Origin of the sequence: Lactobacillus sp. ESL0701, assembly GCF_029433445.1 — a bacterium.
Lineage (GTDB): Bacteria > Bacillota > Bacilli > Lactobacillales > Lactobacillaceae > Lactobacillus.
Genome location: NZ_JAQTIC010000005.1, coordinates 45,356 through 63,649, shown reverse-complemented (window position 1 = coordinate 63,649; position 18,294 = coordinate 45,356). Strand labels below are relative to the sequence as shown.

General features: G+C 41.5%; 18 protein-coding genes. 2 read left to right on the top strand and 16 right to left on the bottom strand.

Going from position 1 to position 18,294, the window contains the following annotated elements; translation table 11 throughout:
• Positions 1-78: 78 nt before the first annotated feature.
• Entirely contained in the window at positions 79-705 is a 627-nt protein-coding gene (locus PT281_RS04910) for a histidine phosphatase family protein (RefSeq protein WP_277152587.1), read from the bottom strand.
• A gap of 111 nt (positions 706-816) precedes the next feature.
• Here PT281_RS04910 and PT281_RS04905 point away from each other — a divergent pair, with 111 nt between their 5' ends.
• Entirely contained in the window at positions 817-1,158 is a 342-nt protein-coding gene (locus tag PT281_RS04905) for a YrdB family protein (protein WP_277152585.1), read from the top strand.
• 19 nt (positions 1,159-1,177) lie between these two features.
• On the opposite strand, the gene hslO is transcribed toward PT281_RS04905, so the two are convergent.
• The 8 genes from hslO to pth form a co-directional block, all read right to left on the bottom strand.
• The gene (gene hslO, locus PT281_RS04900) at positions 1,178-2,068 is read right to left on the bottom strand and encodes an Hsp33 family molecular chaperone HslO (RefSeq protein WP_277152584.1); all 891 of its coding nucleotides are present in this window, start codon (positions 2,066-2,068) and stop codon (positions 1,178-1,180) included.
• 54 nt (positions 2,069-2,122) lie between these two features.
• Positions 2,123-4,291: an ATP-dependent zinc metalloprotease FtsH gene (gene ftsH / locus PT281_RS04895; protein ID WP_277152582.1), complete on the bottom strand. Its 2,169-nt coding sequence runs from the start codon at positions 4,289-4,291 to the stop codon at positions 2,123-2,125.
• A gap of 86 nt (positions 4,292-4,377) precedes the next feature.
• The gene (tilS, locus tag PT281_RS04890) at positions 4,378-5,643 is read right to left on the bottom strand and encodes a tRNA lysidine(34) synthetase TilS (RefSeq protein WP_277152580.1); all 1,266 of its coding nucleotides are present in this window, start codon (positions 5,641-5,643) and stop codon (positions 4,378-4,380) included.
• A complete protein-coding gene (locus tag PT281_RS04885) occupies positions 5,633-5,998 on the bottom strand; it encodes a S1 RNA-binding domain-containing protein (RefSeq protein WP_277152578.1) in 366 nt (121 codons plus the stop codon). The genes tilS and PT281_RS04885 overlap by 11 nt, the downstream gene beginning before the upstream one ends.
• Positions 5,998-6,372 carry a septum formation initiator family protein gene (locus PT281_RS04880; protein WP_277152576.1) on the bottom strand — a complete coding sequence of 125 codons (375 nt, stop codon included), beginning with the start codon at positions 6,370-6,372 and terminating at the stop codon, positions 5,998-6,000. Before PT281_RS04880 ends, PT281_RS04885 begins: the two co-directional genes overlap by 1 nt.
• 79 nt (positions 6,373-6,451) lie before the next feature.
• Positions 6,452-6,694, bottom strand: coding sequence for an RNA-binding S4 domain-containing protein (locus PT281_RS04875; RefSeq protein ID WP_277130546.1), 243 nt, complete (start codon positions 6,692-6,694; stop codon positions 6,452-6,454).
• Between the two features lie 10 nt (positions 6,695-6,704).
• Positions 6,705-10,196, bottom strand: coding sequence for a transcription-repair coupling factor (mfd, locus tag PT281_RS04870; protein ID WP_277152575.1), 3,492 nt, complete (start codon positions 10,194-10,196; stop codon positions 6,705-6,707).
• A 1-nt stretch (position 10,197) separates the two neighbouring features.
• Positions 10,198-10,764 (bottom strand): aminoacyl-tRNA hydrolase, encoded by a 567-nt coding sequence (gene pth, locus PT281_RS04865; RefSeq protein WP_277152573.1) that lies wholly within the window; start codon positions 10,762-10,764, stop codon positions 10,198-10,200.
• Between the two features lie 191 nt (positions 10,765-10,955).
• On the opposite strand from pth, the gene cbpA reads away from it, so the two are divergent.
• On the top strand, positions 10,956-11,660 hold the full coding sequence (cbpA, locus tag PT281_RS04860; RefSeq protein ID WP_277152572.1) for a cyclic di-AMP binding protein CbpA: 705 nt from the start codon (positions 10,956-10,958) through the stop codon (positions 11,658-11,660).
• 74 nt (positions 11,661-11,734) lie between these two features.
• Here cbpA and alr read toward each other — a convergent pair whose 3' ends face one another.
• From alr to PT281_RS04825, 7 genes are all read right to left on the bottom strand, one after another.
• Positions 11,735-12,865 (bottom strand): alanine racemase, encoded by a 1,131-nt coding sequence (gene alr, locus PT281_RS04855; protein WP_277152570.1) that lies wholly within the window; start codon positions 12,863-12,865, stop codon positions 11,735-11,737.
• A 1-nt stretch (position 12,866) separates the two neighbouring features.
• On the bottom strand, positions 12,867-13,220 hold the full coding sequence (gene acpS, locus PT281_RS04850) for a holo-ACP synthase (RefSeq protein ID WP_277152568.1): 354 nt from the start codon (positions 13,218-13,220) through the stop codon (positions 12,867-12,869).
• A gap of 77 nt (positions 13,221-13,297) precedes the next feature.
• On the bottom strand, positions 13,298-14,827 hold the full coding sequence (locus PT281_RS04845; protein WP_277152567.1) for a DEAD/DEAH box helicase: 1,530 nt from the start codon (positions 14,825-14,827) through the stop codon (positions 13,298-13,300).
• A gap of 10 nt (positions 14,828-14,837) precedes the next feature.
• Positions 14,838-16,205 carry a UDP-N-acetylmuramoyl-tripeptide--D-alanyl-D-alanine ligase gene (gene murF / locus PT281_RS04840; RefSeq protein WP_277152565.1) on the bottom strand — a complete coding sequence of 456 codons (1,368 nt, stop codon included), beginning with the start codon at positions 16,203-16,205 and terminating at the stop codon, positions 14,838-14,840.
• Between the two features lie 126 nt (positions 16,206-16,331).
• Positions 16,332-16,580, bottom strand: coding sequence for a type B 50S ribosomal protein L31 (locus PT281_RS04835; protein ID WP_277152563.1), 249 nt, complete (start codon positions 16,578-16,580; stop codon positions 16,332-16,334).
• 115 nt (positions 16,581-16,695) lie between these two features.
• The gene (locus PT281_RS04830; protein WP_277152561.1) at positions 16,696-17,541 is read right to left on the bottom strand and encodes a transporter substrate-binding domain-containing protein; all 846 of its coding nucleotides are present in this window, start codon (positions 17,539-17,541) and stop codon (positions 16,696-16,698) included.
• 9 nt (positions 17,542-17,550) lie between these two features.
• The gene (locus PT281_RS04825) at positions 17,551-18,291 is read right to left on the bottom strand and encodes an amino acid ABC transporter ATP-binding protein (protein WP_277152559.1); all 741 of its coding nucleotides are present in this window, start codon (positions 18,289-18,291) and stop codon (positions 17,551-17,553) included.
• Positions 18,292-18,294 lie beyond the last annotated feature (3 nt).

Genomic DNA, 18,294 nt, shown 5'->3' with positions numbered 1-18,294 from the left:
ACTTTAACATCATAACAAAAAAGACTAAATCAGCAAAATTTCACGGTGTTAACCACTTAAAAGAACGATTGTGGTTAATTACTTCTTCAAGAAAAACTTCCCGGGAGCAACCCGATTATAATAACGCAAATATGCTTTTTTACTGCGATCATCAACAGAAAAGTTAATTACACCAGCATTTTGGATTTCGCCAATTAGGGCAATATTAGGAATTTCCAAAATATTCTGAACCATCGAACGTGAAGCCGTGCCGTGAAAGACAAGCAATACTGCTTCATTTTCATGCTGCTGAATAAGGTCATGCCAAAAGTCCATAAGCCGTGCGCCTAATTCCTGATAGCTTTCACCAGTCGAGTAATCGCTATAATTTTCCTTAAAATAACCTAGTTCATCAAAGACCTGCGGATACTTATCACGAATTTCCTGTGTATCTTTACCGTCCCAATTACCATAATTCATTTCCGTCAGCCGTTTATCGGTAATAATCTCACGCTTATCCTGCGCCAAAATTTTTGCAGTCTGCTGCGCCCGTTTCAAGGGACTAGCATAGACATAATCAATTTGATTAATATCAAAACTATCCCGCAAGGTTTCAACTTGCTTAATACCTGTCTGGTTCAGCGGCAAATCAACTGAAGAACCATTGATTGCCCCCATCTTGTTCGTATCAGTTTCACCATGACGCACAATATAGACGTTTAACATGTTGTCACACTCCTTTTCATCTTTGTTCAACCCTTACATTATAATCAAAATCGGTATTAACCGCACCTTGATTTTGGATTATACTTAAAAATAAAAGAAAGGATAGCATCTATGAATTTTATCAAAATAATTACAATTAGCTGCCGCTTTTTATTAGAGTGCGCAACAGTTATTGGCATCTTCAGCGGCATATTTATTAAGCATAATCTTCTGAGCAAAATTATTTTTGCTGTCATCGCAATCCTTATTTTCCTAGTCTGGTCGCGCTACGGGGCACCTCATTCACCTCAAGCCCTGACAGGAGTGGCTAAACTAATACTGGAAATTATTGTTTATACCATTGGCGGTAGCTGCTGGATCATAATTTTTGGCAAGACTACTGGTAGTATCTATTCTGCAATTGCCGTAATTGATTTAATCTTGATGTATCTACTAAAAATTGAACAACTCTAATTTCACAGAAGACACTGAATTAATATTCTTTGTCTTCTTTTTTCTTTCCTAAAATAGCATTTAATTCAGCTTCTGTATAGTGATACTTACTGCCACAGAAGTTGCACGTCAATTCAGCACCATGATCTTCATCAATCATGGACTGCAATTGATCAACTTTTAAAGTTTCTAAAATTTCAGCATATTTATCCTTTGAGCAATCACATTTCCAGGCTACTGGTTCTTTTGCCAAAATTTTGCAGTCAGTTCCTAAAATCTTGCGCGCCAAGTCTTCCGGTGTCATCCCGGCTAAAAATGATGTCGATAGTGCCGGCAGATCATCAATATGCTTAATTGTCTTAGTAATCAGGCTCTCACTGGCACCTGGCAAAGCTTGCAGCATGAAGCCGCCAGCTTCGCCAATTGTATTATTCGGGTTAACAAACACTGACAAGCCAACCGCTGACGGAATTTGTTCTGACTTAGTCAGATAGTAAGCAACATCCTCAGCAATTTCACCAGATACAATTGGCACTTGTCCTGTGTAAGGCTCCTTTAAGCCTAAGTCTTTGGTCACTTCTAACCAGCCTTGACCAACTGCCTTTTTAACATCAATATGACCATCTTCGCGCGGCGGCAAGGCAATGTGGGGATTTTTAACATAACCCTTCACTGTCAAGTCAGCTTGCGCTGTTACTACTGTGGGGCCAACCGGACCATTGCCTAATAAGCGCACCGTCAATTCTTCCTTGTCGGTTAATTCAGCCCCCGCTAATAAGACGCCGGCAACTAAACTCCGCCCTAAAACTGCGGAAGACGCTGACCAAGTATCGTGTCTAGTCTGGGCTTCTTGAACCAAATCCTTAGCTGTTACCGTTAATAACCGTAAATTTTTAGTTTTATCAATTGCCTTAATTAAATAATCACTCATCTTAGTTCTCCTAAAAAAATAGAGCCTGTAACTAGGCCCTATTAATTATTAATCTTATTGATCATCTGAAAAATGGTCACTGCCCTTAGGTGTAGAATCTGAATCAGCTTTAGGAGCCTTCTCTGGATTTTCCGGATTGCGTTCTTCTACTTCTTCATTCTTCTCTAAAGGAGTTTCTGCCTCTTTTTCATCATGAACATGTTTATCTTCATTAGCTGTAACAATTGCTTTATGATTTTCCTTCTTTTCAGCAGCTGCTTTAGCTTCTTCGTAAGTCAAAGCCTTAGATTCACTCGGGTATTCTGGCATTTTTTCTGGCATCTTACCCGTTGTATACAGTGACATGATCTGCTTTTCATCTAAAGTTTCATACTTCAATAATGCTTCCGCAATTATACGGTGCTTGTCGCGGTTTTCCTTGACAATTTCCACAGCTTTAGCATGAGCCTCATCAAGCAGTTCTTTAACTGCTTCGTCAATTTTGGCTGAAGTTGCTTCACTATACGGCTTAAAGCCATAAGGATTAGTTTCGCCTTCTTTTTCAAGCTCAACCATTCCTAAAGAGTCGGTCATCCCGTAATTAACAACCATGCTGTGAGCAATTTGTGTTGCCTGCTCAAAGTCGTTAGAAGCACCAGTTGATTGATCACCAACTACAACTTCTTCACCGGCACGACCACCCATTAACCCCACAATCTGTTCCATCAATTGCTTTTTGGTTAATAAGAACTGATCATCTTTTGGCAACATTAAGTTATAACCACCAGTGCGACCGTGTGGAACAATCGTAACTTTACGAACAGTCCGTGAGTCACTTAAAACTAACCCACAGATTGAGTGACCCGCTTCATGGAAAGCAACACGTTCTCTTTCTTTTTTAGAAATCATGCTATTCCTCTTAGCTGGTCCGGCAATGACGCGATCCTCAGCTTCATCAAGATCAGTTGCCGTAATTTCAGTACCATTGCGCCGAGCAGCAAGCAATGCGGCTTCATTTAAGAGGTTAGCTAAGTCAGCGCCGACAAAGCCCGGAGTTTGACGAGCAATTTCCTTTAAGTCAACATCGGAAGCTAATGGCATGTTCTTAGCATGAACCCGTAAAATAGCTTCACGACCACGAACATCTGGTGAGCCAACTAAGACTTTTCGGTCAAATCTTCCTGGACGCAGCAGTGCTGGATCCAAAACATCAGACCGGTTGGTTGCAGCAATAACGATAACACCTTCGTTACCTTCAAAACCGTCCATTTCAACTAATAATTGGTTCAAAGTCTGTTCACGTTCGTCATTACCGCCGCCGCTGGCATTACTGCCACGCTTACGACCAATGGCATCAATTTCATCAATAAAGATAATACTTGGTGCATTCTTCTTAGCATTCGTAAATAAGTCCCGAACCCGACTGGCACCGACACCAACAAACATTTCGACAAAGTCGGAACCAGAAATTGAGAAGAATGGTACATTTGCTTCACCAGCAACTGCACGCGCAAGCAAGGTCTTACCGGTACCCGGAGGACCCTCAAGCAAAACACCGGACGGAATTTTCGCGCCCAGCTTAGTAAATTTAGATGGATTCTTCAAAAATTCAACGACTTCAACTAATTCTTGCTTTTCTTCTTCTTCACCAGCAACGTCGGAGAAGCGAACCTTATTCTTTTTCGGATCTTCAGGCTTAACATGGGAGCGACCAAAGTTCATAATACCGCCACTGCCTGAGCCGCCGCGACCGCCGCCTGTCTGACTAATCATCATCCACAGCATGACAATAAAGAGAATTGTCGGCACTAACATGACAATTGTTGAAATCCAGTTGCCTGACTGCGATTCTCCTTGGGTTGTCATCTTCGTATTGCTCTTTTGAGCTAAGTCTTGGACGTTGGCAACACTAGAATCATTCTGCAGCATTGTGGTTGAAAATCGCGTTACTTGTGAACCCGAATTACCACTAAAGAAGTCAAAACTATTTTTTGATTGTCCCTTATTTCCTTGTGCTGTTTTATAACTACCTGAAACGGTATAAACCCCGTTAGCAGGTTGAACATTAAAGTTTTTAACTTTGCCTTGACGTAAGTCTTTGACAAATTCAGAGTAGCTAATATTTTCACTGCTGCCAGAATTATCAGAGCCGCCAAGCGCCCAGTTGATACCTCCCAATAACAGAAGGAAGACAACTATATAGAACAAGCCGTTCGATAACAGCCGATTCCGGTTATTCTTCATAAAAAACCTCCGCAAAGTTTCTAGAAATATACGAATAAAAGTTTAACACAAATTTCACTAATGCTCTAATATTTTAAAGGATCTTATCATTTAATGTTATAAACATAATATTGGTCTGTAATAAAGTCAACTTCTTGATTGCTATAAGCATTTTCGACAAAAAGCACCTGATCATTGGCAACTAAAGCCAAACAATATGGGCGTAATACCGCAGGAATGCCATTTTGAGCAAACTTTTTCTTGCTTTTAACATGTTGTCCATTCTTCAACAGTAATTTTGCACCTTTAGGCAAAGAATAAGCTACTAATTGACTCGCTGACTTAACCCTAAACTGACCTAATAACTGACCTGATGAGCAACTATTCTTACTTATTAATAAGTGCCGCGAGCCCCAGTTAAATTCTTCATCTAGTTTAACTACTCTTGCCTGCGGCAATGTTGGCAGCTTAACCGGCATGATATACCAATACCCTTGGTATTTTAGTAACTCAAATCCAGCCAAATTTTCATTAACCCGAACATGCCACGTCTGCCAGATGAAGTTCTGCCAATAAGCAAGCTGCTCTTGCTCAGAAAATTGGATAAGGGCAGATTCCTGCTGCCGATAAGCAAAGCTCAAAAAAGGTTTAGGCGGTGTTACTGCTGCAAAGGCTCTTGCAGCTAGATCCGTTAAGATGCTCATCTGCTTGCTATAACGCAAAGCATTAAGTCCAATTGCCCGATTTTCTTGTTTTAAAAGCGGCACCACATGATGGCGCAAACGATTACGCAACACATCATCTGCAGCATTAGTTGTATCTTCAACAAACGGCACTTGCTCATCGTGATCATACTCAAACAGCTGCTCTTTACTGTAAGTTAACAGCGGCCGCAATAGCAGAACTCCCTGCCACTGGCTAACCGGCTGCAGACTATTCATCTCACTAGGATTACCCGAGCGAATAAATTTTAGCAGGATGTTTTCCAGTAAGTCATCACCGTGATGCGCTGTTAATAAGTAATCGCCGTGCTCCTGCCGCATTACTTTTGCTAAGAAAGAGTAGCGAAAAGCCCGTGCAGCAGCCTCAATTCCCGTATGCGGGTGTAATTCAACTGGCCAGACAGTATTAATTATCTTAATCTGCTTACCAGAGCAATACTGCTCAATTACCGCAGCTTCCGCACTAGAATCGGGCCGCAATTGGTGATCCAAGTGAGCCGCAACTATTTTTAAATGATATTTTTTCTGCAAGTAACTAAGCATTGCCAGCAATGCCATCGAATCTGGTCCACCGCTTGTCGCCACCACCAACGTTTTATTAGCTAATGGCAAATTATTTTGCTTAAAAAAGTCCGCAATCTTAGTTGCCATAATTCGTTAATTCTTGGTGCAGCTTCTTAATTTCTGCTTCGCTATCCGTTACCGTTTTAGTCAATACTTGCAAAAAATCTGCCTTTTCAACAGCAGAAAATTGGTTAGTCTGATCGACTAAGGTTGGATCATTGACCCGCATCTTCGATAAACTGATTTTTCCCTTAAAGTTATGGACAATTACGGTGCGAACGCTCTGACCAATCTGGTAATTATGCCGCTCACGATCCCAATTATTGCCAAAATCACTGTGGTGGATTAAGCCGGAATGGCTTTTAGGTAATGATATAAAAATACCTAAATCCGTTATATTGTTAACAACACCAGTTATCCGCTGTCCTACTTGATATTTCATTAATTATTATCTTTTTCTTCTGGAATATTGTAGATTGTTTCATTAGGTTTGGAATATAAAAACTTGAACCGCACTAATTTGGCTACGTAATCCGGATCTTTGAGGTCATCACGTTTAGCAGACAGAGCCCGCTTTTCCTTATTAATTGTACTAAGTGATTTTTTAGAAGTCTGCACCTCACTATTAATGCGGTTAGTCTGCGCGTGTGTAATGCCAATCTGCACACCCAAAAAGACAAAGATAATCGCAAATACCGCGACTATCCGGTTGCGCCGCACCCGGTGTACTTCTTGTTCTCTTTTTTCCTGTTTACGTTTCAAACGTGCCATTCGCTCTTCTGGACTAAGCGAATTATAAATGCGTGGTCCTTTCATTTTTGATCCCCTATTATTAAAACAATACTATTTTAATTATAACAAGGCCACCTATAAAAGTCATTAATATCGAAACCGATTAATCAACTAGTTCATAAAGCTCACTTGCTTCAGCCTTTTTGGTAGTTTCACGAATTGCACATACCTTGGCCTTAACTTGTCTTGAACCATAACCAACTTCAATAACGTCGCCGACTTTGACATCATAGCTGGACTTAACTACTCGGTCGTTAACCTTAATTCGTCCCTGATCTGCCATTTCCTTAGCAATTGGTCTTCTCTTAACCAATCGCGAAACTTTTAAAAATTTATCAATTCGCATCTTTATCCCTCTATCTTTGAATAATATCACTTGCCGCAGTCATAAATGTCATCAATTCATTTGTCAGCATGCGGCTATTCTCATTAGCTGGCAGTTCTAACAGAACCACCAGCCGCTTTTGCGGCGATAAGCTTATTCTAGCCTTTAACTTAACGTGTTCCAAGGCCTTAAAAATATTTGATCCCTCTAGTTCTCGACTGGCATCAGGTGCAAATTCCACTTTAACGCGATTAGCTGTTTTAACAATATTTAAAACCTGAGCTAAATCGGTCTCAATCTTTAAATTAGCCATCGCCAGCAAGTTTTCAACTGGCTGCGGATAATCGCCAAAGCGGTCAATCAATTCATCCTGAATTTGGTCAAGCTCATCGGCATCAGCCGTTTTAATCTTCTTGTAAAATTCGATTTTTTCTTCTTGATCGCCAATATACGTGTCAGGAATGTAAGCCTCTAAGCCTAAATCAATTTCCGCATTAGTCTTGTTAATGCGCTTTTTGCCCTTACGTTCACGAACCGCATCAGCCAGCATTTGTGAGTACAAATCATAGCCAACACTGTCAATGAAACCGTGCTGCTGAGCACCAAGCATGTTGCCGGCACCTCTAATTGACAAGTCACGCATCGCAATCTTAAAGCCGGAGCCCAACTCAGTAAAATCACGAATTGCATCCAGTCGTTTTTCCCCAATTTCAGTTAGAACCTTATTAGGTTGATACAAAAAGTAGGCATACGCTAACCGCGCGCTACGACCGATCCGACCCCGCAACTGATAAAGCTGACTTAGACCATAATGATCCGCGTCTTCCACAATCATTGTGTTCACATTGGGCATATCAATCCCCGTTTCAATAATGGTTGTGGTCACCAAGATATCAAATTCCCGATTCAAAAAGCGGTACAGAATATCTTCCATCTGGTTCTGGCTCATGCGCCCGTGCACACTAGCAATGCGCGCCTGCGGAATTAAATTTTGCAACTGGTTAACAACATCGTCAATGTCACCAATGCGATTATGCAGGTAAAAGACCTGCCCGCCGCGCTGCATTTCACGTAAGCACGCATCCTTAATCACGCTTGGAATCTGTTCCATGACATAAGTTTGAATCGGATACCGATTAGACGGCGGCGTTTCCATGACTGACAGGTCGCGAACACCGACCATTGACATATGCAGCGTTCGCGGAATTGGCGTTGCCGTCAAAGTCAAGACATCAATATTAGCTTTGAGTTCCTTTAATTTTTCCTTGTGCTTAACGCCAAACCGCTGTTCCTCATCGACAATCAAGAGTCCTAGATTTTTAAATTTAACATCCTTGGACAAGATCCGGTGTGTGCCGACCACTAAGTCAACTTTACCATCTTTTAATCCCGCAACGATTTCCTTAGCTTTTGCTGGAGTTTGAAAACGTGACAGCATCGCAAAGTTAACCGGAAAATCTTTAAAGCGATCCTGGATTGTTTCGTAATGCTGCTGCGCTAAAATTGTTGTCGGTACCAAAAAGGCGACTTGCTTATTGTCTTGAATGGCTTTAAAAGCCGCTCTTAAAGCTACTTCCGTCTTACCAAAGCCAACATCCCCCACCAGCAGACGGTCCATTGGCTTATCCTGCTCCATGTCATGCTTAATTTCCTTAATTGACCGCAATTGATCTGGCGTTTCCACATAAGGAAAAGCATCTTCAAACTGCCGCTGCAAATCATCGTCCGGTGAAAAGGCAAAGCCCTTTTCGGACTCACGTTTAGCATACAATTCAATGAGGTCATCGGCAATATCCTCAACCTTTGACTGTACCTTGCGTTTTGTCTTCGCCCATTCACTGCCACCTAGCTTGTTAACGTGGGGAGTTTTACCTTCCGAAGCAACATACTTTTGCACCAAGCTTAATTGATCGGCAGGCACAAACAATTGGTCGCCGTGCTGGTAGGTAATGGTAATGTAATCCCGCTTAATGCCCTGATTTTCTAGTGTTTTAATTCCTTCAAAACGGCCAATCCCATGATTAACATGAACAACATAATCGCCTGGCTTCAGTTCAGTATAATTACGCAAGCGCTGGGCATTTTCCAGGGTTTTAATTCGCCGTTTATGGTGCGTTGTTTTATTAAATAATTCGTGTTCGGTTAGATAAACCAAACTAATTTCAGGCAGTGTAAAGCCACTGGTAAATCCGCCAACAATAATCTGCGTTTGGTGTTCACTAATCGCACTAGCATCAACTACCGGCACATCAAGACCAAATTCTGCCATCGTTTGACTGATTTGATGTGCCCGTTTATCATTATCTGCCTGCAAAATCACTGTTTGCCGTGTCTTCTGGTAAGATTCAATTTCGGTCTTAATCAGCGGCATCTGACTAAAGAATTGCTGCGGCTCACGTGTCTGCCAGTCAAACAATTGCCCCAAGCGAATACGCCCCATACTCCGTTGAAAGAGTGAAAAATAAATATGAGCGTGCCGATCCTTGGTCCAATTTTGATTAAAATTGGCACGCAACTCCTGTCCCGGCAGCATTGCTCCGGTCTTTAATTCATCATCAATAAAGCCAGCATTCTGCTGATCCACGGTTTTAACTGCCTGATCGATCAACGGCCAATCATCTAATAACACCACGCCACTTGGCGCAAGGTATGCTAATAGATTACTCGGCTCCTTAATTAAAAAATCAACTAAAAAGGCGTAATTTTGTGGTAATGTGCCGTCTTTGAGCTCATCAAGCGTTTGCGTAAAGTGATCCTTAACTGCTTCTACTGGCGCTGGCGCATCAGCCATTGCTTTAGCAATTGCAGTCCTTGCCCGTGCAAAATCATCAGCTGTAAAGACCCGATCCTGTGCGGCGGCAACGGTGACTTGGTCTATGGTCTTTTGACTGCGCTGACTAGCCAAGTCAAATTCTTTAATCGTATCAATTTCATCACCGAAAAATTCCATTCGCAGCGGATTTTCCCGATCTAATGGATAAATATCTAAAATATCGCCGCGTAAAGCAAATTCACCCGGACGTGCGACCAAGTTTTCCCGGCGATAACCCGTTTGCACCAGCCAACTGGTTAACGCAGCCAAATCAAATTCTTTACCTGGGGCAAACTCGCGCCGAGCCTGTTTAAATGCGGCTGGATCTGACAATTGATATTGCAAGCCTTGTGGGGTAGTTACCACAATTCCCGGCTGCTCACTTAATAATAGGTTAAGCGCCTGAATTCGGCCGCTCAATTCATCAGGCGAACTTACTGCCGTCTGCGTGGCAATTGTCGCGTCAACCGGAAAGCTTTGCACCATGCCACTAGGCATGATGGCACTTAATTCACTGGTTAATTTTTGTGCCTTGCTTTCGTTTTCTTCAATTAAGAGCAGTGGCTGGTTTAATTCCTGAACAATTTGCTTTAACAGCAGACTAAAAGCACCGGCAGTGGCGCCAGTGATCAAAGAATTATTAACTTGCGTAGTTTTTTTAATAAAATCTGATAAACCTTGATCTTGTTCAAGTAAATTTGTTAAACGCATTTTAGTTATATTTATTCATTAAATATTGGCTGCTTTGACCAGCAATAAAATCAGCGATAATCTGACTGCTCCTGGCAAAGGCAGCTGACATTAACTCCTGCTGCTCCTTATTAAATGGCGACAATACCCAAGAAATTACACTTGCTTCTGTCACTTCTGCAGGGTGGCGAATACCAATCTTCAAGCGGTTAAAGTCACTTGTTCCTAAGTCGCGAATAATGCTTCTAATGCCATTGTGACCGCCCGACTTACCATTGGCTCGGACCCGAATTTTGCCTAAAGCCATGTCCATGTCATCATGAATAATTAAAATATCTTGTGGTGCCACCTTAAAAAAGTGCGCTACTTGCGCAACAGATCGTCCTGAATCATTCATGTATGTTTGCGGCTCAAGCAAGATAACATCTGTGCCGTTAATTTTCTGTTTTGTAAATTTGCCTTCAAACTTATCACGTTCAAGTGTAAGATTATTTTCTGTCAAATAATGATCTAGTGCCATAAAGCCCGTATTGTGCTTAGTACCATCGTATTTTTTGCCTGGATTTCCCAGACCTGCAATAATTTTCATTAAAATTCCCCTTATATTTAATCGTATTAATGATAGCACATTCGTGCCATTTATTTAGCTTAACAGCTACAATCTAGCAACTAGTTCCTCTTTTAATTTATCAGTTTAACAATTTATTTTAATATTTATTTAATCGTAAAACCATCTATGTTATAATTACAAGGATTATTTATACAAATGGAGGCAATCTCATGCTTATCAAATCTCTAGTTATTAAAAAAGATTACCTAGTAACGGTTAACGAGCACGCCACACTCGAAGAAGCACTTAAAACCCTCGAAGATTCTGGGTTTCGGTGTGTGCCGATTCTTGATGACACTGGTACTATTTTCCGTGGTAATATTTACAAAATGCACATCTACCGGCACAAATCCCAAGGTAAGGATATGAGTCTACCGGTCACTGAATTACTCAAAAATGCCACTAAAACAATTAAAGTAAACTCACCATTTTTTAAAGTTTTCTTCACGATTAAGGACTTACCTTATATTTCCGTTTTAGATGAAAGCGGCAAATTTTACGGCATTCTAACCCACTCGCGCTTACTCGACATGTTGTCTAATGCTTGGAACATTAAAACTGGTTCTTATGTCTTTACCGTACTGACCGATAACGACCGCGGCAATTTGGCTAAGATGACCAAAGTTATTACTAAATATTCAAACATTGCCGGTGTTATGAGCTTAGACGCAACTGCCGCAGAAACCGACGGAACTTTTGTCCGCCGGATTCTATTTACACTGCCAGCTGGCATCAGTGAAAGCACCTTGAAGACCATTGTCAGCAAGCTAGAACATAAAGGTTATGTTGTTTCTGAAATTGAAGACCTGCAAGCGGGAATGACCATCATGAGTGATGAGAATCCCGGAGTTTACATTGACAACCCGGAAAAGTAATAATTAAAATTCACTAATCAAATAAAACCGCTGCTAGAGATAATCTAGCAGTGGTTTTTAATTTAATAGGTTAATTATTCGTGATCGTAAATTCGTGGCAGGCGGTCATCAAGTAAACAGGCCACCTCATAGTGAATTGAGTCAACGTAATCCGCAGCTGCCTTGATATTATTAGGTGTAGTGGGATCATTAGAAATTAACACTACCTTGGTGCCAGCAGGCATCTCATGCGGCAATAGTACCATTAATTGATCCATACAGACGCGGCCAACAATGGGACAATATTCATCTCCCACTTTGACTTTAAAGCCCTGGAACTTCCGAATGAAGCCATCGGCATAACCAACGGGAACCGTACCAATAATTTGGTCTTGATCGGCAATATAAGTTGAACCATAACCGACACCTTGACCTTGGTGGATTGTATGTACCTGCACCAGTTCACTTTCAAATGATAGAGCTGGGTGCAGCTTAATCTTAGTAGATAAGTCTTCGCTATTTGGATTAGAAGACGGATTCAATCCATAAAGACCAATCCCAAAGCGTACCAAGTCGCTAGGGATTTTTTTATCAAAAACGCTGGCGGCAGTGTTATCAACGTGAATCCATTTTGGCTTTACCTTAAGCAGACCCTTTAGGTGGTTAAACCGCACAACCTGCTGCTTAAAGTAAGTATCATCACTGCTATCGGCAGAGGCAAAGTGTGTAAACAAGCCCTCAACGATAAAGTTTTGATTAGTAAGCAAAAAATCATTAGCAGCCACAAATTCATCATCACTGCTAAAGCCGATACGCCCCATCCCCGAATCAACTGCCAAGTGAATTTTTAGCTGCAAGTCACTAGCTGCTAAATTTTGTGCGGCTGCTTTTAGCCAGGCTAAATCTGGCACAGTCAAAGAGACCCCATTAGCTGCTGCCAGCATCGCATATTCAACTGGCGTCACGCCCAAAACCAAAATTGGCTGAACAATCCCTGCCCGCCGCAATTCCAGTGCTTCATCCAAAATTGCGACGCAAAAGCCCGCTGCACCAGCTTTTGCAGCAACTTGCGCGACTTTAACTGCTCCGTGACCATAGGCATTAGCCTTAACTACCGCAAACAATTTCTGTCCCGGTTCTAAATGATTTAATTCTTGCTTGATATTTTGTCTGATTGCATCTAAGTCAACACGGACTGCTGCCGGACGATGTATTCCTGGAACCATTTTATTTCTCCAACACAATTAATGTAATAATTTCATGATTGTCGTGAGTAATACTAGGGAAAATGTTGCCATCGAATTTGGTTGAAGTCGTTACTGGATGACCCAAATCATCCCAGAGGGTCTCTACGTCCTGTAAGCCGAGTGACTTACCAAGTCCAGTCCCCATTGCCTTAGAGAAGGCTTCTTTAATCGAAAAACGACCGCCAAGATATTCCACCTTGCGTTTACCCTGCATTTTCTGATATTGGGCAAACTCCTTAGGAGTTAGTGCCCTTTTAGCAAAATTATCGCCCTTGGCAACGATCTTAGCAACTCGTTCAACTTCAACTGCATCAATTCCTACGCCAACAATCATTTTCTTTACCTCACATTTCAAAATTATAATACAAAAAGTGAGCTGCTCACCAGAACAACTCACTTTTAAATAAATCATTAATCTTTTTTATTCTTAATCACAAAATTGTGATCGCCGCCATTGCGGCGTGAATGACCACCGCGGTAATTGCCATGACCATGATCGCGATCGCCGCCACGATGGTTACGGTCACCACCACGATAACCGCCACGACCACCGTGACCATTTCTTGAACCATGACCATAATGACCACGTCCGCGGCCGCCGCCACGACGACCGCCACCCTTATATGGTAACGGCTTTTCAGAACTAATCTTAACTTCAACCTTTGAAGAATCCTTAGATAAGTTCTTCAAGAAAGCAGAAACAAGGTCAACTGCTGAATAATTTTCCAAGAGTTCATCAGCATCTTGGGTATACTTAGTCAAGTCTTCCTTCATCAGGTCTTCAATCTTAGTCTTGGCAACCTTCAATTGACCACGCAAAGCCTGATCGTCTGATGGTGGACGAAGTGGTTCCATCTTCTTCTTGGTCAATTGTTCGATGGTCCGCATGTAGCCAATTTCGTTTGGGGTCACGAAGGTAACAGACATCCCATTTTGACCCGCACGACCGGTACGACCAATACGGTGAACGTATGAATCTGGATCTTGTGGAATATCATAATTGTAAACGTGGGTCACACCAGAAATATCAAGCCCGCGGGCAGCAACGTCAGTCGCAACCAAAATATCAAGCTTGCCGCTGCGGAAACGTTTCAAGACGCTCATTCTGCGTGCTTGTGACAAGTCACCATGAATACCAGCAGCATTATAACCGCGAGCTTGCAAGCCGCGAGTAACTTCGTCAACACGACGCTTGGTCCGCACAAAAATAACCGCTAAGTCTGGACTTTCAACGTCAATCAACCGACACATAATGTCGAATTTTTCTGAGTCCTTTGAACGGACAAAATATTGGTCAATTAAGTCAGCAGTTAATTCCTTAGCCTTAATACGAACAATCTCTGGGTTGTTCATGAATTTTTCGCTGATACGCAAAATTGGCTTCGGCATGGTCGCACTAAACAGCAAAGTTTGCTTACGATTTTTCACGTAGCTTAAGATACTTTCAATATCTTGAATAAAGCCCATGTCAAGCATTTCATCGGCTTCATCAAGCACAATGGTATTAACATTTTCTAAGTCGATTGTCTTACGCTTTAAGTGGTCAAGTAGACGACCTGGAGTACCAACTAAAATTGCTGGCACTTGCTTTTTAAGTGAGCGGATTTGTCGACCGATGTCAGCCCCACCGTAAACTACTTGCACACGTGCCTTTTCATCACGGCCTAAACGGAAAAGTTCTTCTTGCGTTTGAATAGCAAGTTCACGTGTTGGTTCAATAATTAAAGCTTGAATTGTCTTTTCGTGACGATCTAAGTTTTGTAAAATTGGCAAAGCAAAGGCAGCTGTCTTACCAGTACCGGTTTGTGCCTGACCAATTACATCTTTGCCCGCTAAGGCAAGTGGAATTGTTTGTTCCTGGATTGGAGTTGCTTCCTCGAAGCCTGAACGCTTAATCGCTTTTAGAAGCTCATCATTTAATCCTAATTCCGAAAATTTCACTAAATTCTCCTTATCTAAGCCGCTCTAATACTTTCTCAAGGTGCATCCCATGCGAACCTTTTAAGACTACAATGTCGTGCGGCTTAATATCATTCTTCAGTGCTGCAATCATTTGCGGCATCTGATCTTCTCTATAATAATGTAAATTCTCTGGCGCGTATTTGCTCTTTAAAGCAGCAGCTAAGTTATTCATCTCAGCGCCAAATAAATATACTTCGTTAATCACTTGGGGATCAAGGCTATCGGCTAAGTCGGCATGTAAAATAGCAGAACGCTTGCCAAGTTCCAACATATCACCCAAAACGGCAATGCGGCGGCTGCCTTCTGGAACCTGAATTTGACCAAAACTAGTTAAAACAGCCCGAACAGCGGTTGGATTGGAGTTATAGATATCACTCATGATATCTTCACCAACATCGCCTTTTTCCCATTCCATTCTGTTAGCAGTCGGCGTGAAGTTAGCTAATGCGGCAGCAATTTCTTCATCGCTTTCGCCAAAATGCCGACCAACACAAAGAGCTGACATGGCATTAGAAACATTGTGTTTACCAATCATTGGGATTGAAAACTGCTTTTGCGAACCGTTAATTGTAAAGGTAGCATGGTGCTTATAACTTCTAAAGCCTGTCGCATAAACTGTATCATCTTTTGCAAAACCAAAGGTAACTTTTGCTTGCTTAATTTTGGCACTGCGTTCACGTAAAAGCGGTTCATCCCCGTTGTAGATGAGTTCACCATCTTCACGCAAAAAGTCAGTAATTTCCATTTTGGCATCGGCAATGCCTTCACGCGAACCTAAAAATTCAATATGAGCTTCACCAATCATGGTAATAACCGTTACGTCAGGATGCGTCAATTCACTTAAATGATGTAATTGTCCAGCATGATCCATACCCATTTCCAAAACCAAAATTTCTGTATTTGGTTTCATTTCCAAAATAGTCATTGGTACGCCAATTTCATTATTAAAGTTAGCATCTGTCTTGTGCACGTTGAAGCGTTTGGCAAGCACCGCAGCAGTCATATCTTTAGTTGTTGTCTTACCATTAGAACCGGTAATACCAACAACAGTTGGATTAACCTTGTTTAAGTAGTACTGTGCTAATTTTTGCATACTTAACAGCGGATCATCAACTTCTAACACGGCAATAGCTGTCGGTTTATCAGCATGACCCTTTTGCCATAAAGTTGCGCAAGCTCCATTAGCAATTGCACTATCAATAAAGTCGTGACCATCGCGTTCGCCCATTAGTGGGACAAACAAGCCGCCATCTGTAATTTTTCTTGAGTCAAAGGCAACCGAAGTAATAACTGTTTGTTCATTACCTTCACAAGTTGAATTGATTGCTTTGGCAATTTCTGCCAGTTGCATTTTCATCTATTTTTGCTCCTAAAAAATAAAGTCCGTACAGCAATTATTACACTTAATTTCGATTTGGTATAACAATTTAGCTTCACATAAAAAAACAGCCCCAATGGGACTGCTTCCACCAGATCAAAGGTACTACTTCTTGTTCATACCATACTTCTTGTTGAACTTTTCGATCCGACCATCTGCTTGAGCAAACTTTTGCTTGCCTGTGTAGAATGGGTGAGAATCTGAAGTGATTTCAACGCGAATTAATGGGTAAGTTTTACCTTCGTATTCTACTGTTTCCGTTGGCTTCAAAGTTGAACCTGCAACGAACTTAGCACCTGTAGCTGAGTCCATGAAGACAACTTCTTGGTAATCTGGATGAATGCCTTGTTTCATGTTTATTACTCCTTTTGCCATGACCTTATTTCAAGCCATAGATTAATCGATTAACGTTAATTACTCTAACATTTTTGTTAGTAAAATTCAAGCCTTAATCTTTTTTGCATTCAGGTTAATTTAAAACAATGTCACTTGGCTTAACTTCACTGCCAAAGTATGGCTTTAATTCCTGATTATAATCATTAACAAAGAACTTTTGTCCATTTAATTTGGTAATTTCTTTGTTAGTCCAAGTTAACAAAGACTTGTTGCCCTTCTTAACGGCTGGAGAAATGAATTGGTTCGGCCCAATATTCTTAATACCGACAGTGTAGCTTGGGTTCTTCTTAACCCAGGCATAAAGGTAAGAATTATCATCAGCTAAGGCTGCTGCTCGCTTATTCTTAATGGCATTAAATTGCTGGGTCTTAGAATCAAACTTCAATAAGTTAATGCCGCTCTTCTTAGTAAAGTAATTTTCGGCGGTAGTTCCCTTAGTGACAATTAAACTCTTGCCATTCAACTCACTAGCCCTAGTGATTGGCGCATTCTTAGGTGAAATCACCCCAACAGAAACCTTCATGTAAGGTTTAGCATAGTCAACAACCTGCTTACGTTCCGGCGTAACCGTGAAGTTAGCCAAAACTAAATCAGCCTTATTGGAATTTAAAGTGTCGACCCGGTTATTGGCATTAACTTGGATAAATCTAATCTTTACCCCCATGTCCTTAGCCATTTGCCGTGCCAAACGTACATCATAACCTACCCGTTTACCACTGGAATTAACCCAGCCATATGGCGGCAAATCGCCAAAGACAGCTACACGCAACACGCCGCGCTTCTTGATGGCAGTTACACTGCTATCATTATTACTTGCCGAATGATTACTTGATGATTTAATCCCAAAGAAAGCTGCAATTGCAATAATTGCAACAACCACCACACCAATAATTGTATTTCTTGTCTTATTCTTCTTCATTGTTTCTCCTTAAAAATCCATACTTGTTAAAAATTCTTGCGCCCGGTCAGTCCGTGGTTTAGTAAAGAACTGCTCTCCTGGCGTGTTTTCAATAATCTTACCGTCTTCTAAAAACAAGACCTGATCCGCAATTTGCGCGGCAAAGTTCATTTCGTGCGTCACGATAATCATCGTCATGTGGTCCTTTTTCGCCAAAGTCGTCATGATTTGTAAAATACCACGCACCATTTCCGGATCAAGTGAAGCTGTCACCTCATCAAAGAGCATCACTTCTGGATGCATTGCCAAAGCCCGGACAATTGCAATCCGCTGCTTCTGCCCACCAGACAATTCTCGCGGATAGGCGTCAACGTACTTAACTAACCCAACGCGATCTAGCAGCTTCAATGCTTCGTCCTTAACTTCTGCTGCTGGACGCTTTTGCACCTTGGTTGGCGCCAATAAAATATTTTCCATTACTGTTAAATTAGGGAATAAATCATAGCTCTGAAAGACCATGCCGATTTTTTGGCGTAACTCTTGCCAATTCTGATCAGTCGGAGTGATCTTTTGTCCCTTAAAATAAATCGCACCTTCATTGAATTGTTCAAGTCCATTAAGACACCTGAGCAAGGTACTCTTGCCTGATCCCGATGGTCCAAGCAAGGTTAACACTTCGCCTTCTTCTAGTTTAAAGTTGATGTCATGCAATACCTGACGGTCGCCATAAAACTTATTTAAATGTTCAACTCGTAAAATTTCTTTTGCCATTTA

What these genes read in the sequence shown, in the direction of transcription:
- PT281_RS04910 (WP_277152587.1), bottom strand. Translation starts at nt 705, where the DNA reads ATGTTAAACGTCTATATTGTGCGTCATGGTGAAACTGATACGAACAAG.
- PT281_RS04905 (WP_277152585.1), top strand. Translation starts at nt 817, where the DNA reads ATGAATTTTATCAAAATAATTACAATTAGCTGCCGCTTTTTATTAGAG.
- hslO (WP_277152584.1), bottom strand. Translation starts at nt 2,068, where the DNA reads ATGAGTGATTATTTAATTAAGGCAATTGATAAAACTAAAAATTTACGG.
- ftsH (WP_277152582.1), bottom strand. Translation starts at nt 4,291, where the DNA reads ATGAAGAATAACCGGAATCGGCTGTTATCGAACGGCTTGTTCTATATA.
- tilS (WP_277152580.1), bottom strand. Translation starts at nt 5,643, where the DNA reads ATGGCAACTAAGATTGCGGACTTTTTTAAGCAAAATAATTTGCCATTA.
- PT281_RS04885 (WP_277152578.1), bottom strand. Translation starts at nt 5,998, where the DNA reads ATGAAATATCAAGTAGGACAGCGGATAACTGGTGTTGTTAACAATATA.
- PT281_RS04880 (WP_277152576.1), bottom strand. Translation starts at nt 6,372, where the DNA reads ATGAAAGGACCACGCATTTATAATTCGCTTAGTCCAGAAGAGCGAATG.
- PT281_RS04875 (WP_277130546.1), bottom strand. Translation starts at nt 6,694, where the DNA reads ATGCGAATTGATAAATTTTTAAAAGTTTCGCGATTGGTTAAGAGAAGA.
- mfd (WP_277152575.1), bottom strand. Translation starts at nt 10,196, where the DNA reads ATGCGTTTAACAAATTTACTTGAACAAGATCAAGGTTTATCAGATTTT.
- pth (WP_277152573.1), bottom strand. Translation starts at nt 10,764, where the DNA reads ATGAAAATTATTGCAGGTCTGGGAAATCCAGGCAAAAAATACGATGGT.
- cbpA (WP_277152572.1), top strand. Translation starts at nt 10,956, where the DNA reads ATGCTTATCAAATCTCTAGTTATTAAAAAAGATTACCTAGTAACGGTT.
- alr (WP_277152570.1), bottom strand. Translation starts at nt 12,865, where the DNA reads ATGGTTCCAGGAATACATCGTCCGGCAGCAGTCCGTGTTGACTTAGAT.
- acpS (WP_277152568.1), bottom strand. Translation starts at nt 13,220, where the DNA reads ATGATTGTTGGCGTAGGAATTGATGCAGTTGAAGTTGAACGAGTTGCT.
- murF (WP_277152565.1), bottom strand. Translation starts at nt 16,205, where the DNA reads ATGAAAATGCAACTGGCAGAAATTGCCAAAGCAATCAATTCAACTTGT.
- PT281_RS04835 (WP_277152563.1), bottom strand. Translation starts at nt 16,580, where the DNA reads ATGAAACAAGGCATTCATCCAGATTACCAAGAAGTTGTCTTCATGGAC.
- PT281_RS04830 (WP_277152561.1), bottom strand. Translation starts at nt 17,541, where the DNA reads ATGAAGAAGAATAAGACAAGAAATACAATTATTGGTGTGGTGGTTGTT.
- PT281_RS04825 (WP_277152559.1), bottom strand. Translation starts at nt 18,291, where the DNA reads ATGGCAAAAGAAATTTTACGAGTTGAACATTTAAATAAGTTTTATGGC.